The organism is Bacteroides sp. AM16-13 (assembly GCF_003602705.1).
Lineage (GTDB): Bacteria > Bacteroidota > Bacteroidia > Bacteroidales > Bacteroidaceae > Bacteroides > Bacteroides xylanisolvens.
Genome location: NZ_QTLK01000017.1, coordinates 22823 through 45044 on the forward strand (window position 1 = coordinate 22823; position 22222 = coordinate 45044).

The following is a 22222-nucleotide window of genomic DNA, read 5'->3' on the forward strand; positions in this document are numbered from 1 at the left end:
TTTTTATTCATAGTGTATTGTTGCTTTTAACATAACATATATTTATTTTTGAAGGGTCTGAAATTATAATACTTGAATATGAAAAGAGAATTTTGTATTTTTATTGTACTTTTTTTAGTGTTTCATATACATGCTCAATTAGTATACCACGATGCTTCGAATTTTCCACTATTAGGAAGGGCGACAGAGAGTGCTGGGGCACGATATGAAAGGTTCCCGGATTCATTAAAGAATATTTCTCGTGCTCCATTATGGAATTTGAGCCGTAATTCTGCAGGAATGGCAATACGTTTCCGTAGTAATTCCACTACGATAGCAGCTAAATGGGTGGCTCTTTTTAATACCCACATGAATCATATGACTGATACTGGTGCAAAAGGTTTAGATCTTTACTGTCTTCAGAAGAATGGTGACTGGCGTTTTGTCAATAGTGCCCGTCCGAAAGGAAAAACAAATCAGGTCACCATTATAAAAAATATGCATCCTGAAGAAAGAGAATACATGCTTTATTTGCCATTGTATGATGGTCTTATTTCTTTGTCTATCGGAGTTGATTCTTTGGCTACTATTAGTCAGCCGTTAGTGGATTATCCAATTCGTAAGAATCCTGTTGTTTTTTATGGAACCAGCATTCTTCAAGGAGGTTGTGCTTCACGTCCAGGAATGGCACATACCAATATTATATCGAGAAGATTGAACCGTGAATGTATCAATTTAGGATTCAGTGGAAATGCATTTCTAGATTTGGAAGTAGCTAAAGTAATAGCTGAAGTAGAAGCTAGTGTTTTCGTTTTGGACTTTGTGCCTAATGCTTCTGTTGCAAAGATGAAAGAACGAATGGAAACATTCTATCGTATCATTCGTGGTAAACATCCGGATACACCAATTATTTTTATAGAGGATCCTATTTTTCCTCATACATTTTATGATGAAAGAGTTGCTAAAGAAGTGCGACGAAAGAATGATACGTTGAAAGAGATATTCAATCATTTAAAGAAAAGAAATGAGAAAAATATCATTCTTATTTCATCAAAGAATATGCTGGGAGAGGATGGAGAGGCTACTGTAGATGGTATTCATTTTACAGACTTAGGTATGATGAGATATGCTGATTTAGTTTGTCCGGTTATAAAGAAGGCAATTAGATAAAAATGGCTTGCTGTTAGCTTAGGATATAGTTATTATCTTAGAATAGTGGATTGTTGAAGAAGAAATTATCCAATAAAAGAAAGATATTGTTCAGATAAGTACTAATAAATGCTCTTCTGTGTTATCTTTGAATACTTTAGATTAGTTTGGGACTAATTTTTCATTTATTGACCTATATTTAATATCTTAAATACTCCTGATTCTCTACTTTTGTATCACACAATAGGGGCGCTAGTACCTTTTATAAAGATAATGATCATTATTATATAATACGAAATTTAGTTTTTAGATACAGTTAAAAAGATAGTTCAAAGGATAACGTTTTTATAGTATAAAACACAGGGTATTACTTAAATCTATATGTAATGAATTACAATTCAATTAAAAAAAATATTCGAGAAATTGGGCTAATGTTTCTTAGTGCAGGGCTTTTGCTTTTTTTATCATGTGGCTCTGATGATACTAAGGATGTTTCTGGTGAAGATGGGGATGTCAATTCGAACCAGTATTTACAAGTACAGCCTAATGGACTAAATGTAATTAAAGTTTCCAGTAGTGATGTGACACAAGTTGTGTACCCTTTTTCTGTAGAATTGAAGGGGGGCAGTGCGAGTGTCGCTCTTACTGCACAGTTGGAAGCGTGGAATGAAAAAGATCTGGAGGCATATAATAAAGAGGAAGAAACAGCTTATAAATTGTTGCCCTCTTCATTATATTCGATAAGTGCGCCACAGATTACTCTCGAACAAGGCATTGCTTCAAAGAAAGTAGAGGTGAAATTTGCTCCGGATAAAGTATTCACTGAGTTTAAAAAAAATGGAGTAGAATATGTTATTGCATTGAGACTTACTTCATCTGTTGCCAAGGTCCGTAAAAGTCAAAGCGATTTTCTTTTGCATATATCGTTTGATTATCCAACGGTTAGTTTGGTTATGCCATCACAGGAAATTAGTGTTAGTAAAATGTCAATGCCGGTTTCGGTGGATGCTACTTTTAATTGTAGGGCAGACGGAGAAATAAAGACTAATCCTTGGAACTTTACATGTACATTAGCAGTGCCTTCTAATGCGGAGGAACTGGTTGCTAAGTATAATGAGGATTATAAGACTTCTTATCGTCTTCTTCCTTCGGCTAACTATGATTTAGGAGAAGGGATATCTTTTAAAGCTGGAGAGAATGAAGCTACTGGAAGAATTACAGTGAAGCGTGAAGGTATGGAAGCTGTAAAATATTTGTTACCTGTACAGCTAAGGGAGGCTTCTCATGAAAGCGTTGCTCTTCATAATGAAATTTGTTATTTCAAAATAGGTATGACTTATACAAATCCGGTAATAACTTTTTCTAGTGCAGCCGATCCTACGGTTATTCGTACTGAAGAGGGGTTTTACTTGTATGCTACTCAAACTAACTCCTATTGGATTCCTATTTATTTCTCTAAAGATTTGGTTAATTGGGAATTTAAAAGAAGTGCTTTCAGGAATGCAACCAAACCTAAACCCGATGTACTTCCTGGTGGAGGTGCATTTTGGGCACCGGAAATTCGCTACATCAATGGAAAGTATGTGCTTTATTTCTCATGGGCAAAATGGGGGGATGGAAGCATCAGTTATACGGCGGTTGCTACCTCAGATAGTCCGGTTGGTGATTTCTTAAATGCTAAACCGTTGCTGATAACAGATGATTTCGGTTCTAATTGTATCGACCAATTCTATTATGAAGAAGATGGTAAGAAATATATGTTTGTCGGAAGTTTCAACGGTATCTATGTGACAGAACTTACGGATGATGGCCTTTCAGTGAAACGGGATGCTGATGGTAAGCTTGTACTGAAGAAACAGGTTTGCGGCAGGGCATTTGAAGGTACCAATATTTATAAAAAAGGTAAGTACTATTATTTGTTTGCATCTATTAATAACTGTTGTGATGGAATAAATAGTAGATATAAAGTTGTAGTAGGTCGTTCGGAGAAGCTTCTTGGTCCGTATGTAGATAGAAAAGGAAAAGATATGCTAGACAATTCTTGGGAGTTGGTGTTGGAAGGTGACGGTGAGACGTTCTTTGGTCCTGGTCATAATTCCATTATAATTCCGGACGATGCAGGTACAGATTGGATGATATATCATAGTTATGTAAAAGAGAATGGTGCGGTTGGAGGACGTCTGGGCATGCTTGATCGTATTGTGTGGTCGGCAGATGGCTGGCCGACTATTAGAAAATGTGTGCCTTCAAAGGGAGATTTACTGCCGGTATTTAATAACTGATATGTGTGAAACTATAGATAATATATAGACTTCTAAGTAAAACTAAAATTTAATGTATGAAAAAGAAAAGTGATTGGAGAACTCGGTTTATCCGATTATGTGCAGTGGTATTGCCATTGATCGTACTTTGCTTTACTGCTTGTAAGGATGAAGACAATGAAGAAAATCTTCCTTTCGATCCTACTAAGCCAGTGGTAATTACAGATTTTTCCCCAAAATCGGGTGGTATTGGTAACAATATTATATTGTATGGAGAAAATTTTGGGAATGATCCAAAAAAATTGAAAGTGATAGTTGGTGGTAAAGAGGCTAATATCATTTCAGTTAAGAACAATATATTGTATTGTGTAGTACCACGTATGGCTACTGAAGGTGATGTGGAAATTAGTGTGTATGATGACAATGGTGAAGAAGTGGCTTTTGCTGAAGCTGAAGAGAAGTTTACTTATGTGAAACAGTGGTTAGTTTCTACACTAGCTGGTCAACGTTTTGAGAACGAGAAAGATGCTGTCCAAGGTGAAGGTGCGTTCGATGCATGCGGATGTATAAAAGGGGCTACATGGTTTTCGTTTGATCCGCGCTCAAATTTCGACCATTTATATTTAACTTGCTATAAGGCTGGTGCTATTCGTTTGATTGATTTGGAAGAAAAAACGGTGACTATGCTTCCTCATTTAGCAAAGACAACGGATAGACCTGCACTTATTAACTGGACGACAGATGAAAATCAGGACATGATTGTTTCTTGTGATTTGGAGAAAGAGGGAAATATACATGTGTTGAAAACTCGTGTATCAGAGTTTAAGTCGGAAGTGAAATTAGGTCAAAAACATAAAGGTGTTACTGGTGCATTTGTTCATCCGAATACAGGTAAACTTTATTATACGATTTATCCGGATCAAGAAATTTATGAATATAATCTGGAAGATAAAACAACAACGAAAATAGCCAAGCACCCGCGGGTAAAGGAAACATTGCGTATGGTAGTTCATCCAACTGGTAAATATGCTTATTTGCTTCGTCAATATAATGAAAGAGGAAATGGGTATATCTCACGTATGGACTATAATTCTGCTGGACAGTTTACAACTCCCTATATTGTGGCAGGAAGTGCTAGTGGAAGCGGGTATCGTGATGGAGTAGGTAGTAAGGTTCAAATGAATGGTCCGACACAGGGAGTGTTTGTCAAGAATCCGGAATATTTAGGTGAAGAAGATGAGTATGATTTTTATTTTTGTGATGAACGCAATCATTGCATTCGTATTCTGACTCCTACAGGAAGAGTGGTAACATTTGCCGGGCGTGGAAATGACTCAAGTGATCCTGGCTTTGCAAACGGTGCCCTGCGTTCGGAAGCACGCTTTGCTTATCCTTGGGCGATTGCATACGATGAAAAGAGAAAATGCTTCTATGTAGGCGAAAGAGGTATGGATCGCGATGGGAAAGAGCAAGCGGTGATACGTAAAATTGCTATGGAAGAATAATAAATGATAAACACATATATTTTATGAGGAGTAAAAATTTAATTGCATGTATGTTATTGCTGCTCTTTTCCATAACCGTCTGGGCGCAGGAAAGTGCAATGATAACTGGAGTGGTGACCGATGAGAATAAGGAACCCTTAATTGGTGTGAATATTGCGATACAGAATATGCCTGGGTTGGGTGTTATTACTGATATAAATGGTCGATACAAAATAAAGGCATCTGCTTATGACAGACTTGTATTCTCATATATAGGTTATGAAACTGTGGTGGTATTGGTAAAAGAACAAAAAACCATCAACGTAAAAATGAAAGAAGCAGCTAGTACGATTATTGATGAAGTCGTAATTACAGGTACGGGAGCACAAAAGAAAATTGCAGTGACTGGTGCCATTACTAATGTGGATGTAGATGCGTTGAAATCGGTTCCTTCCACTTCTGTGGTGGATGGATTGGCTGGTGTTGTTCCGGGTGTAATGGCTATGCAAACTTCCGGACGACCAGGTAGTGTGTCCGAGTTCTGGATTCGTAGTATATCCACTTTTGGTGCTAATACAGCTGCATTGGTGCTTGTAGACGGATTCGAACGTGATATTGATGAAGTGAGCGTGGAAGATATTGAATCATTTACAGTGTTGAAGGATGCTTCTGCAACGGCTATTTATGGTAGTAAGGGAGCTAATGGTGTAGTCCTGATTAATACAAAGCGTGGTAAGGAAGGTAAAATTAATATTGATGCAAAGGTTGAAGGTTTCTATAGCACTTTTACAAAGGCACCAGAATTTGTAGACGGCTACACATATGCTTCTATGGCTAATGAAGCTCGTTTGACAAGAAATCAAGAGGCTTTGTATTCGCCATCAGAATTGGAACTGTTTCGTACACAACTTGATCCAGACCGTTTTCCGGATGTAGACTGGATGGATATGGTGTTACGTGACGGTGCTTGGAGCTCACGTGCTACGTTGAATATGCGTGGTGGTGGTAAAACAGCGCGTTACTTTGTTTCCGGAAGTTATCAGGATCAACAAGGTATGTATAAGACTGACAAAAGCCTTAAGGATTATAATACAAACGCACATTTCAGAAAATGGACGTACCGTATGAATGTGGATATTGATATTACGAAAACGACTCTGTTGAAGGTCGGGGTATCCGGTTCTTTGCGTAAGCAGAATGATACAGGTAGTGGTACAGATAATTTGTGGACTGTATTGATGGGATATAATTCTATCATGATGCCGGCAGAATATTCGGATGGAAAAATTCCGGGATGGGCAGATAAGGATGATAATATGAATCCTTGGGTAATGACTACACAATCCGGATATAATGAAAGTTGGAAGAATAATATTCAAACCAGTCTTACGCTGGAACAGAAATTGGATTTTGTAACTAAAGGATTGCGTTTTGTAGGTAGATTTGGATATGATACGTATAACTCCAATTGGATTAAACGTTATAAATCTCCGGCTGCTTACAAGGCCGACCGTTATCGTCAGCCAGATGGAACATTGAATTTCACGAAAATCAGAGACGAAAAAGTGATGTCGCAATCTTCCAATTCGGAAGGAGAAAAGAGAGAGTTCTTTGAATGGGAACTGCACTATAGTCGTGCTTTCAAAACTCATCATGTTGGAGGTGTACTGAAGTATACGCAGGCTTCTAAGATTTTTACTCAAAATATAGGTACAGACTTGAAGAACGGTATTCCTTATCGTAATCAGGGAATAGCCGGGCGTTTCAACTATAACTGGAATTATCGTTATTTTATTGATTTTAATTTCGGATACAACGGTTCGGAGAATTTCCACAAAGACCATCGTTTCGGATTCTTCCCGGCTATCTCTGGTGCATGGAATTTGGCTGAGGAACCATTCATGAAAAAGATTGCCGGAAAATGGTTGAATATGTTGAAAATCCGTTATTCTTATGGAAAGACTGGAAATGATGCTTTGTACGAAGGCAATAAGAGAGTACGTTTCCCCTATTTATATTCGATAGCAACCGATAATAATGTTTACCATTTTGAAGATATTGGAACTGGAGAGAAATTGTGGAATGGAAAATATTACTCAACAGTGGCTTCTCCAGCTATTTCGTGGGAAGTTGCTACTAAACAAGATTTGGGTATTGACTTTTCTTTCTTTAATGACAAACTGACTGGAGAGATTGACTACTTTAAAGAACGTCGCGACGGTATCTATATGACTCGTTCTTATATCCCTTATGAAGTGGGAATTGGTAATGCTTCGAAAGCAAATGTTGGTATTGTAGAAGCAAAAGGATTTGATGGTCATTTTGCATTCAAACAGAAATTTGGTAAAGTGAATTTTACGTTACGTGGTAATATTACTTACAGTAAGAATAAGGTGATAGAAAAAGATGAAGAGAACACCATTTATGAATATAAGTTGGACCAGGGACATCGTGTCAATCAGGCAAGAGGACTTATTGCTTTGGGGTTGTTCAAAGATTATGAGGAAATCAGAAATAGTCCGAAGCAAACCTTTGGTGAGGTGATGCCCGGTGACATTAAATATAAAGATATTAATGGTGATGGTATAATTGACTCGAATGACCGGGTGGCTATCGGTGCTACCACTCGTCCTAACTTGGTGTATGGATTTGGTTTTTCGGCCAAGTGGAAAGGGTTGGATTTCAATGCTCATTTCCAAGGAGCAGGTAAGTCGTCTTTCTTTGTCAAAGGTACAACTGTCTTTATGTTCCAAGGTGGTGACGGTTGGGGAAATGTCTTGAAGGAAATGGCAGAAAGCAACCGGTGGATTCTTGGTGAGAATGAAGATCCGAATGCGGAATTCCCCCGTTTGACTTATGGTGATAATGAGAATAACTATCAACAATCTAGTTATTGGTTAAGAGATGGTTCTTATCTTCGTCTGAAGACATTGGATATCGGCTATACCTTCCCGAAAGCTTGGGTTAATAAGATTCATTTGAATCAAGTACGTGTTTTCTTTATCGGAACCAACTTGCTGACATTCTCTCCGTTTAAATATTGGGATCCGGAGTTGGGAAGTGCGGACGGAAAGAAATACCCGTTAAGCAAGACGCTTTCGTTAGGCGTATCAGTTAATCTATAAACAAGAACAGAATATGAAGAAACTTATAATAAATTTAGGTTTTATATTAGGAGTGAGTACCATGGTTGTCGGATGTACCGATTATTTGGACTCAGACTACCTTTTCGAGGAACGTGTTAACATTGAGAATGTGTTTCAGAGTAAGGACTATACCAATGAATGGTTGGCAAAGGGATACGCTTATATGAATCACGATTATCTGCAACAAGTGAACAGTAAAAAGAACACTAGTTTCAATTTTGCAGATGATATGTACTACATAGATTTGAATTATGTAGATTGGAAGGGTGGAAATTATACGGAAAAAGGATTAGGTAGTGGAAATAGTTTGTATATATGGCAGGCCGCCTATCAAGCGATTCGTCACGTTTCCATTTTCATTCATAATGTGGATGGAAATAAAGAGCTTACTGAAGCTGAGATTACTGACATGAAAGGACAGGCTCATTTCCTGCGTGCATATTTCTATTGGATGTTGATTCGTTCGTTTGGTCCAGTGCCCATTGTTCCGGATGAAGGAGTGGATTATACGAAAGAGTATGATGATATCGCTTATCCTCGAAATACGTATGATGAATGTGTAGATTACATTGCTGAGGAATTGGTGAAGGCGGCTACGATGTTGGACGACACACGCGACGTACAGAATATTGTTCGTCCTACACGTGGTGCGGCATTGGCACTTCGTTCGCGTGTGCTTTTGTATGCAGCAAGCCCTTTGTATAACGGACAAGCACCGTCGGAGGTGATTGATGCATTGGTTGATAAAAGCGGGCGTAAGTTGCTGTCCGATACATACGACAACCGGAAGTGGGCAAGAGCTGCAGCCGCCGCTAAGGATGTAATGAACTTGAAACGGTATAAATTGTATGTGGCTTATAAACGAGAAAGTAATGATATGGCCTACCCGACAACTATTACTCCGCCAGACGATAACGGAACTTTCCATACGGAAGATTGGCCTAATGGCTGGAAAAATATTGATCCGTTTGAATCATACCGTTCTTTGTTTGATGGAGAAGTGGGTGCGTACAATAATGACGAAATTATATTTACTAGAGGTGTCAATCAGGGGGCTGAGAATATCAGGGTAATGGTTATCCATCAGTTACCTCGTTCACAGGGCGGCGGATATAACTGTCATGGCATGACGCAGAAGCAATGTGATGCTTATTACATGAAAGATGGTAGCGATTGTCCGGGTATGAATTCTATGTATAAAGGTATGGATGGATATACCGATCCAAGTCGTTATAATGAACAACCGCGTGTTGCAGGTGTGGTTGAAACGTCCGAACTGTCTAATTATCCTGAATTAGGTCCATTGGGAAAAGGTATTTCCAAGCAGTATGTGAACCGTGAACCCCGTTTCTATGCATCAGTAGCCTACAATGGTAGTGTATGGCATATGTTGAATGCAAGTGCGGAGGAGAAAGAAGAAACGAATGTTCCTATTTTCTACTATAGAGATGCCCAAGATGGTTACAAAGCAGGTACTAACTATTTGAGTACAGGTATCGGTGTTAAGAAGTTTGTACACCCAAAAGATTTAGCTGATTCTGAAAAATCGTATGACGTGAGTCGTGTAGTGCAAAAGTATGCTCCGGACATTCGATATGCGGAAATTCTGTTGAATTATGCGGAAGCATTGAACGAAGTTGAAGGCTCTTATGAAATTCCGTCTTGGAATGGTGAGACTATGTATACTATCACACGTTCGGCAACAGCTTTGAAGGAGGGTATTCAGCCTATTCGCATTCGTGCCGGCTTGCCAGACTATGAGGTGTATGATGATGTAAAGAAGTTCCGTATTAAAGTAAAACGTGAACGTCAGATTGAACTGTTTGCGGAAGGTCATCGTTTCTTTGATATTCGTCGTTGGTGTGATGCTCCAATTGAAGAGGCTCTTCCTATTTATGGTTGTAATATCTATTTGACTTCGGAAAATCCGGATGGTTTTCATACACCGATAGAGGTCACTTCCTTGCCTACCATGTTTACTACGAAGATGTGGTTTTGGCCGATCCATCACAATATAATGAAACGGAATATGTGGATGATTCAGAATCCGGGCTGGAAAGATCCGGAATAAACCTACTAAATTTGGATAGAAAAGATGAATAATATATGTAAATTATTGATTGGCATGATGGCAGCGGTATGTTGCGCTTCATGTAACAATGAGTGGGAAGATGAACAATTTAAGCAGTTGGCATCTTTCAAGGCGGAGATTAATAACGAAGGGGTAACTTCTACTTATGTACGCTATAAACCAGGAGGAGTGGTGACTTATCAGCTTCCGATTTTGTTGAGTGGCTCTACTATGAATACACAGGCAAGAACTATCCATGTGGCACTTGACACAGATACGTTGAAGGCGTTGAATCATGAACGTTTTGGTGAACGTCGTAAGGAACTTTTTTACCTAGAGTTGGGAAAACAGTACTATTCCATACCGGAAACAGTAGAAATGCCTGCAGGTGAATCTGAAGCGCTGTTACCTATTGATTTCACTCTGGGAGGGCAGAACAATGCTAAACCGTTGGATATGTCGGATAAATATATTCTACCATTGACTATTCAGGACGATCCGTCTTATAACTATCAGGTGAACAATCGTCTGCACTATCGGAAAGCATTGTTGAATATTATTCCGTTCAATGATTATTCAGGTTCGTATGATGGCAGCTTGTTGAAGATATTCTTAGAGAATCAGAAGGATAACTTCATGTTAGCTACTCATAAAGCTTATGTGTATGACGAAAAGACTATTATGCTTTACATGGGGGTTCGTGATGTGAATTACTTAGATCGTAAAAAGTATAAGTTGTATGTGGAGTTTACGGATGAACCGTTGAATGAAGGAAGTGAGATGAAGAAGAAACTGAGATTATGGACAGATAACGGGGGTGAGGATGGCAATAACTTTAAAGTTGTGTTGCTGGGTGAAGGAGATGATGATAGATTTAAGGAAGCTCCTTATTATACAATTGTCGAAGAGAACGATCCTGTGAAGCCTTACTTGAAGCATATTTATATCACTTTGTCTATGGGATACTCATTTGAGGACTATACGCTTAGCCCGGGTAACCGTATGAAGTATAGAGTAGAAGGTACATTAAGTATGCAACGTGACTTGAATACGTTGATTCCGGACGAAGACCAACAAATCGAATGGAATTGATGGGTTGTTGATTGATGAATATAATAATGAGAGGCAGTGTTCAAATCTGGAATTGGGTACAGCCTCTCGTTTTTTAGAACTATAAAACAATTTATTAATGGTTTAGTCAGCTCTTTTGGGATAAGGAGCGTAATTAATTTGTTTACATATGAAAAACTACAAAATTCTAAAGAATATTTATATCTGTTTGGTTTTATTCTCAACGGTTTTAGTCGGTTGTTCAAAAAGTGATGAAACCCCGATTCCTGATGATTCCCAGCCTTCTGGCAAAGGTAAAATAACATTTAACTTGCATACTCCGGGTGCATTCCTTACCAAGGCAGTAGGTGTTGGTAACGAAAATGGTGGCACTAATGACAAAATAGCCTTTTATCAATTTAGCAAAGAAGGTAAGTATGAACAAAGGTATGTCTTAAATTATGCGGATGCTTCTGTAGGTGCAAATGGTGATACAAGGTTATATACCGTAGAATTAACTTCTTCGATTGGAGGAGAAAAGAGGTTTATTATTGTGGAGAGTGAGGATGAGAACAACTTCCCTAATATGAGTACAACAAATACAATCGATGAACTACTAAATAGCAAAACTGTTGCCGAAAGTGGTAAGTTGAATCCTCCATTTGTTATGTCTAATGTTAAAACAGATGGTAAGGAGTATGTAACAGTTGCCGATGTAGAATCTTCCAACAATCAGGTTGATGTAAAACTTAAAAGACGTGTAGCCAGATTTGATTTGCTGAATGATCCAACAGAATCGGGATTAGTGATCGATAAGGTATATATCAAGAATAGATATACTCAAGGATTCATAGGTGACGTAAGTGGTAATGCAGGCAATATATCTGCTGATGTTCTGGAAATACCGGCAGCTGATTTAGCTAATGACGGAAAGAGTTTCTATCTTTATCCGACTCAGTTGACTTCAACTCTTGAGCAGAATGAAAAAACAGTAGTATGGGCTACCACTAAACTTGCTAATACCAATACAGAAGGACCGACTCTTTATCTGAATCTTACTGCTGATATCAATGTGGAGGCCAACTATCTCTATCAGCTTAATACGAAAAAGATAGCCGGTTCTACAGGCTTCGACATCTCAGTAGAAGAATGGAAAGACGGAACTTCAATTGATTGGGTAACGATTGAAGACGGAATCTCTGTAATGGATAACAAAGCTACTATCATTGCTGGTACAGATATAAAAGGGACTTATGTAAAAATTGCAGCTGATGCTGCAATGCCATATACTATAAAACGTGTTGTTACAGATTATAGCTCAGCAGCCTTGGATGCTGCGTATGACGGAAGTTTGCCTGCATGGCTTACTATTTCTTCATCTACTAAGGATGCAGGTAGTGGCCTTTATCGTCATGAGATTGTTTACACGGTGACTGCACATCCGGCGAAAACAAGTCAGTTTGCTATCACACATCTTAACGGAGCCGTTTCAGATGAGAACTTGTTGGTAATCGGGTTTGCCGATCCGTATCCGGGCACTCCGCTTCCCTGTCTATCGTGGGGAGAGAAGCTCTATTCGCCGGTGCACTGTCGTCAGTCCACCTATCTTGTGCATAACACTGTGGATAAGGCTTATTTTTGTGGAACTGAAGGCTACACGTTTAATACTCCTATGCAAGGTAAGTCGGGTAATGAGGGGGCGAAGAATCTTTGTCCCGAGGGCTGGACGGCACTGAACAGTGCAGAGGCAAAAGATTATATTTTGTGGGTAGGAGAGCATCTCAAGTCACGGGTAATGGAGGCTGTATATACTTACTGTTGGTTTGATAAAGACGGCGAGGCAACTAATCTGCGCATATTGGGGGGATACTCCAATAAAACTGCTCCCAATGTGAAAGACTTGGCTTGTTATGGTACGTGGCCAAGTGTGGCTTGGGTGAATATCAATAAAGGGGAAACTCTCTCTATAGATGACAAGACATTCTACGATTATCATAATTGGGATGTGAAGAAGGATTACGGAATCCCCTACAGATGTATCCGTGATAAAGCAGGTTGGGAATAACTGAACGGATTCTCGAAAGGATATATATTCAATGATTAAATTTGTAAGACAATGCTAAAGAATACTTTATTTGTGATTCTTCTAATGATTTCCAGCTTATTCACGGCTTGTGCTGAAGGATATGTAAGTGATGTGCAGAAGGAGGATGACACAAAAGAAATACGTTTCAGTCTGAATATGGAGGGAGGGCTAACGATGTCCTCCACCAGGGCTTCTGTGTCTTTGGACGGAATGAAATGGAAAATATTCTGTTTTGACGATCAATATAATTATCTGTTTGACAAAACAGGAAGTATAGGGGATGCAGCAAATGAAATAAAGGTTTCTGTAATTAAAGGCGTCGTTTATCGATTCCTGTTTTTGTGTACCACAGCTGATAAATTCCCAGAGTTGGCTTCCGGTAAGACTTATTGGGATTTAGAAGCGTATGCTCCTCAATTGCCGTTAGCTGATCCGATGGCGATGCTTGTCAGTAGAGGCAATGAAAAAGATGGTACACTTCGTGTAGCTGCTGCGTCTGCATCGGTGCAGGTTACTCTTGCTCCGCGTGCATCTAAGATCGTTTTGCAAAAGGATCCGGATACAGCTTCGGATATTACAGTGAATTCCGTGACTTTTGCGGATGCCGCTTCTTCTGTTCCTTATGTTCATATCGAACCTCAACATTACAGTGAATATGAGAATCTTCCGGTAGCAACCCGAAAGACCTATCAGTGTGTACCCCAAGAGGATGTATGTTATATGCTTCCGGATATGTGCGCCGAAACCTTTGGAGTGAATGCTACGCTGCATATCACTCATCCGATTTCTGGAGAACAGGACGTACGGGTAACGGTACCAGTGGGGCTTGCGTTGAATGTAGGCAGTGGAAAGACTTACTATATTGAAATGTCTGCTGATGCAAATGGAAAAGTTGCTGCTACTTGGGCAACACGTGTAGCACCCAAAACGTTGAAACTTGCTACACAAAACTTATGGGGTAAATCGACTTCCGTTGTGTTGGATTACTTCAATAGAATTGATGTGGACGTGCTTTGTGCGCAGGAATGCAGTAATCTCTCCGAATCTGATATACAAGCACAGGGGCTTTACGTTCATACTCACTCCAACAATAGGCAGGGAAAATGCAGCATTATATCACGTTATCCTTTCTCGGGGATTACACCAAACAAGTATGGTGTTTATATCGACTTGGGTGATGGCATTGTTGTGCTGGTGATGAACTGTCACGGTGCTTTCTATCCTTACGGTCCTTATCAGTTGAATGGTATCGCATATGAAGGATATGAAGGTACGGACGATGTTGACTATGTAGTAAAAGTCAATAAAGAAGCCCGTCAAGGCATGGTGGACAAACTGCTGGAGGATTTTAATTCGTCTACCACTCCTTTTGTTTGTCTCTCGGGTGACTTCAATGAACCGTCATGGCTTGACTGGACGGAAGGTGCCTTGAAAGCAGAACTTGCTCCTTACGTTGTTCAGTGGCCTACCACCCGTTCTTTGTGGGAAGGCGGCATAAAAGGTGATGCTTACCGAACGATACATCCGGATCCTGTGACGCATCCGGGATTCACATGGACGCCGCGCCCGAGCGAGAAGGACACCAGAGACCGATTAGATTTGACTCTTTATACCTTGTCTCCCAACACGGAAGTGAAAAGTTGTCAGGTGATAGGAGAGAAGACAGAAACGTCGGATATCGTTCTTCCTAATTGGGGGCCGTTTGAAAATGTATTCGATCACCGGGGATTACGGACAGAATTTGTCTTTACGAAATGACGGAACGGTGCACCGGAATTAGTGAGTCTCCAGACTGTTAATTATTGAGGTCTCGGGTATTAATACCTGTCGTGTAAGGTATTAATATCCGAGAATTCAGCTATTAATAGCTAACATGCCAACTATTTGTAATGGATAAACCAATGATTAACTAATGTCTTTTTGTCTGTTGCTAGATAACCTTCAAATAGGCAATATATGGCAGTTTGGGACTCAAATTTCATTTATTGACTTGTTTTTAGCATGCCGGACAGGTAGAAAACACTATTTTTGTCCTCATCCGTTTTTAGACTTTTAAGATTATATAAACCAATAAATTGTAACGTACGAATATGCACAACATTGCTAAAACCTTTTTCCCGATTTTATTATTACTTTTTGCTGCAGTAGTGACAGCACAGAATGGGAAGAACAATGTCGGAAATGCGCAACGCATCTGGCTTGATTCTGAAATTGGTCATCAGGGCGACTACCAGTGGAAAATGATAAAAGCTGGAGATGCAACAGATCCCGGAGAAAAGATTTCGTTATCCAATTATGCAACTACAAATTGGATGCCGGCCATCGTTCCCGGAACAGTTTTGAATTCTTTGGTGTATAACCAAAAATACCCGGAGCCTTATTATGGAATCAATAATAAGATTGAATCTAAATTGATACCGGATATTTCTGAAACCGGACGTGACTTTTACACCTATTGGTTTCGGACAGATTTTACAGTACCGCAGTCATTCAAGGGAAAGACTGTCTGGTTACAGTTGGATGGTATCAACTACCGGGCAGAAGTATGGGTGAATGGTAACTTATTGAGCACAATGAACGGTATGTTTATTCAGGACTATATTGATGTTACGGATTTTGTGAAAATCGGAGGAAAAAACGGACTGGCTATAAAGGTCTATCCGGTAGATGTTCCCGGAAGTGCGAAGCCGAAATCCTGGGGAGCAGCCGGCGAATTCCATAACGGTGGAAACGGTAACATTGGTTTGAATACTACCATGTTGATGACGGTAGGGTGGGACTTTACCTTTATGGATGGTATCCGTGACCGTAACACAGGTATATGGAAAAATATTTCCCTCTATGCTACAGGCAGAGTAGCATTACGCCATCCTTTCGTTAAATCTGAATTGCGAAAACCTGATTATGACCAGGCTCGTGAGACTGTATCGGTTGAAATTATCAATCCATCGACCAGTAACCGGGTAATCAGTTGCAAGGTAAAGGGTGAAATTGTAGGTGAAAATATCACTTTCGAAAAGACCTTCCGACTGATGCGTGGAGAAGAAAAAACAGCAACCTTCTCCCCCGAAGAATTCCCGCAACTGATTATTAACTCTCCAAAATTGTGGTGGCCTGTCAATAAAGGACCACAAAACTTATATGATCTGAAACTGACAGTATCAGTTGACGGTAAAGATTGTGATTCTGTAAAGACAAGATTCGGTATTCGTGAAATTGTCTCGGATAGAAAAACTCCGGATAAATCACGTGTCTTTTATGTGAACGGTAAACGATTGTTTATTCGTGGTACCAACTGGATACCGGAAGCCATGTTGAGAACTTCAGATGAACGTACTTATGCTGAATTGCGCTACTCCCGTCAGTCCGGTGTCAACCTTTTAAGAATGTGGGGAGGCGGAATTGCAGAGTCTGATTATTTCTTCCAATTGTGTGATGAATTGGGACTGTTGGTATGGCAAGAGTTCTGGATGACCGGTGATACTCGTCATCCGCATGATAAGGCTCTCTATATGAGTAACGTGGAATCTACCGTAAAACGTATTCGTAATCATCCATCTTTGGCTTATTATGTTGCTTCTAATGAGAGTACAGAAGTTACCGGTACTCCTGAATTACTGAATAAACTGGATGGTACACGTGGCTTCCAGATGCAGTCCGAATGTGAAGGAGTGCATGATGGCAGTCCTTACAAACAGGTAAATCCGATGCAGCATTATGAAAATACGGCCTCTCCCAGAGGAAGCCGTGTAGACGGATTTAATCCGGAATACGGTGCACCTACTCTTCCGACTGTGGAAATCCTCCGGGAAATGATGGATGAAAAAGACCTTTGGCCTATTAATAAGGAAGTATGGGATTATCTGGATGGAAATGGTTTCCATCTGATGAGTACTATGTATACAGACTTGGTGAATAACTACGGAAAATCATCATCGATTGATGAGTTTGCACAGAAAGGACAATTGTTGGGAGCTATTAATTCGAAGAGTATCTGGGAAGTATGGAACTACAATAAGCTGGATTATGGTGATCGTTTCTGTTCGGGACTTTTGTTCTGGTATCATAACTGCTCTATGCCTCAAGTGGCTTCCCGTATGTGGGACTGGTCTCTGGAACCGACAGCATCCCTTTATCATACTGCCAACTCTTTAGAACCATTACATGCACAGTTTGACTATCTTAAGAATACAGTGTCTGTAGTGAATGATTATTATCGTGAATTTAAGAATTATAAAGTGATAGCACAGGTTTACGATATTAACAGCAAGAAAGTATTTGAAGAATCAGCAGTGGTTAATCTGCCTTCGGATGGAGTGGTGAATGATGCGTTGACTATTCGTTTCCCGGAAAACATATCTCAAGTTCACTTTATTAAACTGATTCTGAAAGATGAAAATGGAAAAGATGTTTCTTCCAATTTCTATTGGCGCTCCAATGACAAATATGAAGGAAGCAAGACTTTGACCGGTCCGGCTGCTTCAGGTTTTGAAGATTTGAGTAAACTGAAGCAGGCAAAAGTGAAACTTACCTATAAAGTAAGAGAAGATGATAACAATTACTTTGTAGATATTACTTTGAGAAATACCTCCGGGCAGATTGCTTTCTTTAATCAGTTGCAATTCCTGAATTCAAAGATGAGTCCGATACGTCCTTCATTCTATACAGACAATTTCTTCTCCTTGATGCCGGGTGAAAAGAAAACGGTAACCATTGAAACCGCAAAAGGAAAGTTGAAAGATGGAGCTGTGTTGGCACTGAAAGGCTGGAATATAAATAAGCAGGAATATAAATTGAAGTAGAAAAGTAAGAATATGAATTGATTCTGCTTTCTTTGTTTCGGTAGATTGTAGAATCAATCATTGATATTATAGAGAAATCATTTAATCATAAAAAAGAAGTGAGATGAAACTTAAGTTTATCATAGGTGTAGTCGGTATATTATCAGCATGTGGATTTACTAATGCACCTTCTTTAGATACTACTCAGGAAGAACAGGATAATAATTGGGTGATTGGTCCGTTCCATCGTCCGGAAGGAGTTAATCCTGTCATATCACCGCAGCCGACAGAATTTTATTGTCCGATGCGGAAACAGCAAGTGAAGTGGGAAGAAAGTGATACTTTTAATCCGGCTGCTACTACAAAAGACGGAAAAATTGTTGTACTTTACCGCGCAGAAGATAATTCGGCTCAAGGCATAGGTAAAAGAACCTCACGTGTTGGTTATGCTGAAAGTAAGGATGGGATTGAGATGAAGAGGATGGCTAGCCCTGTTCTTTTTCCTGCCGAAGATAATTTTAAAGATCAAGATTGGCCGGGGGGCTGCGAAGATCCCCGTGTGGCTATGACCGAAGACGGATTGTATGTGATGCTTTATACGGCATGGAATCGAAAAAAAGCGCGTCTTGCTGTAGCTACTTCCCGAGATCTGAAGAATTGGACAAAACATGGACTTGCCTTTGATAAGGCATATAACGGTCGATTTAATAATCTTTTCTGCAAGTCAGGTTCTATTCTAACAAAATTGAAAGGAAATCAATTGGTCATTGATAAAGTTGACGGTAAGTATTTGATGTATTGGGGAGAGTATGCGGTATATGCTGCTACTTCTGATAACTTGATTGACTGGTATCCGGTGTTGGATGAGAAGAATGAACTAATGAAAATTATACAACCTCGTAAAGGGCATTTTGATAGTTTGCTGACAGAATGTGGTCCTCCGGCTGTTCGTACCAAACATGGTATTGTTCTTATGTATAATGGTAAGAATAGTGGTAAAACTGGAGATGCTGACTATCCAGCCAATGCTTATTGTGCCGGACAGCTGTTATTGGATGGTGACGATCCTTATAAAGTATTGGATCGTTTGGATAAGCCTTTCTTTGCTCCCGAGGCTTCTTTTGAGAAGAGCGGACAGTACAAAGATGGAACAGTATTTATTGAGGGACTTGTATATCACAAAAGGAAATTATACCTCTATTACGGTTGTGCGGATTCTCGGGTAGCAGTCGCCGTATGTGATGATGTAAAGAAGCTGAAGATAAAATAGTAGATTATAAAACAATGAGAATAAGGCTGAATACATATATTGCTTGTATTGCTATTTTTCTGTGTTCTTCTATAGAATGCATCTATTCGCAAAAATTGAAATGGAATTTTGGTTTATCACGTAGGCAAAGTTCCGAAGTGATACCTCATTCAAAATATTCGTTTCAGACAGCTAAACTTAAAAAGAAGGTGATAGAACCCGGAGAATTGAGTCCGCTTTCCGATTGGGAGTATCAACTATCCAAAGGATGGGAAATGATAGAAGGGTATAAAGTTAGAGCCGCCGAAAAATCAGTAGTTGCGCAAGATTTAGATACAAGCGAATGGTATTCGGCAACAGTTCCAGGTACAGTATTAACTACATTGGTGGACCAGGGTGTGTACCCTGATCCTTACTGGGGACTTAATAATTTATTGATTCCCGATACGCTTTGCCGGATGGACTGGTGGTATCGCAATTCTTTTAATATTCCTCGTAATAAAAAGGGAGAGAAAGTGAAGTTGATTCTGAATGGAATCAATTATAAAGCGGAGATCTGGTTCAATAGGCAATTATTAGGAACGATGACCGGTGCTTTTGAGAGAGGTATTTTTGATATAACTCCTTGGGTGGATTATGATAAAAAGAATCTGTTGGCCATTCGTATTCTTCCGCCTAACAATCCCGGTATTCCTCACGAGGCAAATAGGAAAGAAGGAATTGGTCCCAATGGTGGAGCATTGTGCCTGGATGGTCCTACTTTTATCTCTTCAGAAGGCTGGGATTGGATTCCCGGCATACGCGACCGAAACATGGGTATTTGGCAGGATGTCAGAGTCAAATTTGGAAATGAATTGGAAATTGTTGATACACATGTGATTACGGATTTGCCTTTGCCTGACACTACTTCTGTCAATTTTATCGTTCAGGCGGAGATTTATAATTCTTCTAAAACGACTCGTACTGCTAATTTGCATTTTAATATTGGCGGATTGTCAGCTGTTTATCCGGTCTCTTTGAATGCAAATGAAAAGAGGATGATTAAGCTGACTTCTAATGAGTGTAAAGAACTGCAAATGAAGAATCCACGTCTCTGGTGGCCGAATGGGTATGGAGAACAGTATTTATATGATGCATCTTTAAGTCTGATTTCATCAGGTAAGGACACGCTTGACGTAAAGAAGATGCGTATCGGTATCCGTGAGTTGGAGTATGAATTGTCTGCGTACGAGGATAACTCTCCTATAGTGCGTTTGAACTATAATCCGACTGCTGCTTTGCAAGATGGAAAACCCGCTTTTGATACTGTGAAACGTAAGAAAACAGATAATAAAGTTCGCTATACGAATTACGATGGAGAGTTTGTCCCTTATTTATTAAAACCAATATCTTCACAAGGAATAGAGTTGATAAAAGATTCACTGATGAAAGAATATATGGTTATAAAGGTGAACGGACAACGGATTTTTTGTAAAGGAGGTAACTGGGGAATGGATGATGGTATGAAGCGAGTTTCCCGGGAGCGACTGGAACCTGCCTTGAAGTTGCATAAGAATATGAATTATAACATGATTCGTAACTGGACAGGTGAGAGTACGGAAGAAGTATTTTATGAGCTTTGTGATGAGTACGGAATGTTGGTTATGAATGATTTTTGGCTTTCGACAGATGGGTTTAACCTCAATCCGCTGGATAACTGCCTGTTCGTTAGAAATGTGACCGAAACAGTACGTCGTTTCCGCAATCATCCCTCTATTGCTTTATGGTGTGCACGTAATGAAGGATTTGCGACTAATGAACTTGAGTACATGTTGGCCGCCACTTTAGCTAAAGAGGATGGCAGCAGGCATTATACAGGAAATTCCCGTTCATTGAATAGTTCAGGAAGCGGGCCTTGGCGTTATCAGTTTGATGCAGGCTGGTACTACCGTTCTTTAGCAGGAGGATTCCGATCCGAAGTGGGTACTCCTTCGCTACCTACGGCTGAAACAGTTCGTGAGTTTATGGCGGAAGAGGATACATGGCCCATTAGTGATGTTTGGTATTATCATGACTGGCATAATCATAGATATGGTAGTAAGACTTTTAGTGAGCTTTATAAGGAAGGGATGGATCGTAAATTGGGACCTTCTGATAACTTGGATGATTTCTGCAAGAAAGCACAATTGATTAATTACGAAAGCCATCGGGCTATTTTTGAAGCATGGAATAGTAAGATGTGGAATGATGCTTCCGGGGTGCTATTGTGGATGAGCCATCCTGCATGGCCCAGTATGGTTTGGCAGAATTACAGTTCAAATGGCGAAACTGCCGGTGCCTATTATGGCACTCAAAAGGCGTGCCGTCCTCTTCATATTCAGATGAGTCTTAATAGTCAACATAAAGTTGATATTATTAATACTACGCTGAAAGAATATCGGAATTTGAAAGTGGAAGTCGTGGTTTACGATAAAGTAGGAAAAAAGATACGTTCCTCACAACAGAAGGTAAGTCATGTGACAGCTAATGCACTGACTCCTGTAGCACAATTAGAGGATATAAAAGGTCTTCCTGATTTCAGTTGGGTAAAGCTGGTATTGACAACAAATGATGGAAAGTTGTTGGATGATAATGTCTATTGGCTCAATCAAAAGGAATGGGATGGAAAGGTTCTGACTGATTTACCGGTTGCTTCGGTGAATGTATCTGTGAAGAATTTTGCGAAAAAAGCAAATCATTATGAGGGTAAACTTATTGTGAAAAATCCAGGACAATATCTGGCAGCCGCAATAGCATTGACTTTGAGGAATGCAAAAACAGATGCGCCCATTCGTCCTGCTTATTTTGATGACGGATATTTTTATTTGATGCCCGGCGAATTTAAAGAAATCCGTTTTCAGGTGGATTGTAAAGAAGGGGTGGATAAGATGCTTTTGCGGGTAGATGGATATAATGTTGAATCGAAAGATATATTGTTGAATAAATAA

The 22222-nt window shown here is 39.7% G+C and carries 11 protein-coding genes; all 11 read left to right on the plus strand.

Annotation, left to right across the window (positions count from 1 at the left end; translation table 11 throughout):
* Nucleotides 1-78: 78 nt before the first annotated feature.
* The 11 genes from DW173_RS14810 (at nucleotide 79) to DW173_RS14860 (ending at nucleotide 22222) form a co-directional block, all read left to right on the plus strand.
* Complete coding sequence (locus tag DW173_RS14810) at nucleotides 79-1149, plus strand: SGNH/GDSL hydrolase family protein (protein WP_117809454.1); 1071 nt, start codon at nucleotides 79-81, stop codon at nucleotides 1147-1149.
* 365 nt (nucleotides 1150-1514) lie between these two features.
* Complete coding sequence (locus DW173_RS14815; protein ID WP_008023303.1) at nucleotides 1515-3410, plus strand: family 43 glycosylhydrolase; 1896 nt, start codon at nucleotides 1515-1517, stop codon at nucleotides 3408-3410.
* Nucleotides 3411-3466: 56 nt separating this feature from the next.
* On the plus strand, nucleotides 3467-4894 hold the full coding sequence (locus tag DW173_RS14820; protein WP_008023302.1) for an IPT/TIG domain-containing protein: 1428 nt from the start codon (nucleotides 3467-3469) through the stop codon (nucleotides 4892-4894).
* A gap of 23 nt (nucleotides 4895-4917) precedes the next feature.
* Nucleotides 4918-7998, plus strand: a complete 3081-nt coding sequence (locus tag DW173_RS14825) for a SusC/RagA family TonB-linked outer membrane protein (RefSeq protein ID WP_008023301.1) — start codon at nucleotides 4918-4920, stop codon at nucleotides 7996-7998.
* A 13-nt stretch (nucleotides 7999-8011) separates the two neighbouring features.
* Entirely contained in the window at nucleotides 8012-10090 is a 2079-nt protein-coding gene (locus tag DW173_RS14830) for a RagB/SusD family nutrient uptake outer membrane protein (protein ID WP_120144655.1), read from the plus strand.
* Nucleotides 10091-10114: 24 nt separating this feature from the next.
* Complete coding sequence (locus DW173_RS14835) at nucleotides 10115-11182, plus strand: DUF4973 domain-containing protein (protein ID WP_032811923.1); 1068 nt, start codon at nucleotides 10115-10117, stop codon at nucleotides 11180-11182.
* A gap of 148 nt (nucleotides 11183-11330) precedes the next feature.
* Nucleotides 11331-13205 carry a hypothetical protein gene (locus tag DW173_RS14840; protein ID WP_120144656.1) on the plus strand — a complete coding sequence of 625 codons (1875 nt, stop codon included), beginning with the start codon at nucleotides 11331-11333 and terminating at the stop codon, nucleotides 13203-13205.
* Between the two features lie 51 nt (nucleotides 13206-13256).
* Nucleotides 13257-14984 carry an endonuclease/exonuclease/phosphatase family protein gene (locus DW173_RS14845; RefSeq protein ID WP_004296567.1) on the plus strand — a complete coding sequence of 576 codons (1728 nt, stop codon included), beginning with the start codon at nucleotides 13257-13259 and terminating at the stop codon, nucleotides 14982-14984.
* Nucleotides 14985-15316: 332 nt separating this feature from the next.
* Nucleotides 15317-18028, plus strand: a complete 2712-nt coding sequence (locus DW173_RS14850; RefSeq protein WP_120144657.1) for a glycoside hydrolase family 2 protein — start codon at nucleotides 15317-15319, stop codon at nucleotides 18026-18028.
* A gap of 103 nt (nucleotides 18029-18131) precedes the next feature.
* Nucleotides 18132-19277 (plus strand): glycoside hydrolase family 130 protein, encoded by a 1146-nt coding sequence (locus DW173_RS14855; RefSeq protein ID WP_120144658.1) that lies wholly within the window; start codon nucleotides 18132-18134, stop codon nucleotides 19275-19277.
* Between the two features lie 14 nt (nucleotides 19278-19291).
* Complete coding sequence (locus DW173_RS14860) at nucleotides 19292-22222, plus strand: glycoside hydrolase family 2 protein (protein ID WP_120144659.1); 2931 nt, start codon at nucleotides 19292-19294, stop codon at nucleotides 22220-22222.

What these genes read in the sequence shown, in the direction of transcription:
- DW173_RS14830 (WP_120144655.1), top strand. Translation starts at nt 8,012, where the DNA reads ATGAAGAAACTTATAATAAATTTAGGTTTTATATTAGGAGTGAGTACC.
- DW173_RS14820 (WP_008023302.1), top strand. Translation starts at nt 3,467, where the DNA reads ATGAAAAAGAAAAGTGATTGGAGAACTCGGTTTATCCGATTATGTGCA.
- DW173_RS14850 (WP_120144657.1), top strand. Translation starts at nt 15,317, where the DNA reads ATGCACAACATTGCTAAAACCTTTTTCCCGATTTTATTATTACTTTTT.
- DW173_RS14835 (WP_032811923.1), top strand. Translation starts at nt 10,115, where the DNA reads ATGAATAATATATGTAAATTATTGATTGGCATGATGGCAGCGGTATGT.
- DW173_RS14825 (WP_008023301.1), top strand. Translation starts at nt 4,918, where the DNA reads ATGAGGAGTAAAAATTTAATTGCATGTATGTTATTGCTGCTCTTTTCC.
- DW173_RS14815 (WP_008023303.1), top strand. Translation starts at nt 1,515, where the DNA reads ATGAATTACAATTCAATTAAAAAAAATATTCGAGAAATTGGGCTAATG.
- DW173_RS14810 (WP_117809454.1), top strand. Translation starts at nt 79, where the DNA reads ATGAAAAGAGAATTTTGTATTTTTATTGTACTTTTTTTAGTGTTTCAT.
- DW173_RS14860 (WP_120144659.1), top strand. Translation starts at nt 19,292, where the DNA reads ATGAGAATAAGGCTGAATACATATATTGCTTGTATTGCTATTTTTCTG.
- DW173_RS14840 (WP_120144656.1), top strand. Translation starts at nt 11,331, where the DNA reads ATGAAAAACTACAAAATTCTAAAGAATATTTATATCTGTTTGGTTTTA.
- DW173_RS14855 (WP_120144658.1), top strand. Translation starts at nt 18,132, where the DNA reads ATGAAACTTAAGTTTATCATAGGTGTAGTCGGTATATTATCAGCATGT.
- DW173_RS14845 (WP_004296567.1), top strand. Translation starts at nt 13,257, where the DNA reads ATGCTAAAGAATACTTTATTTGTGATTCTTCTAATGATTTCCAGCTTA.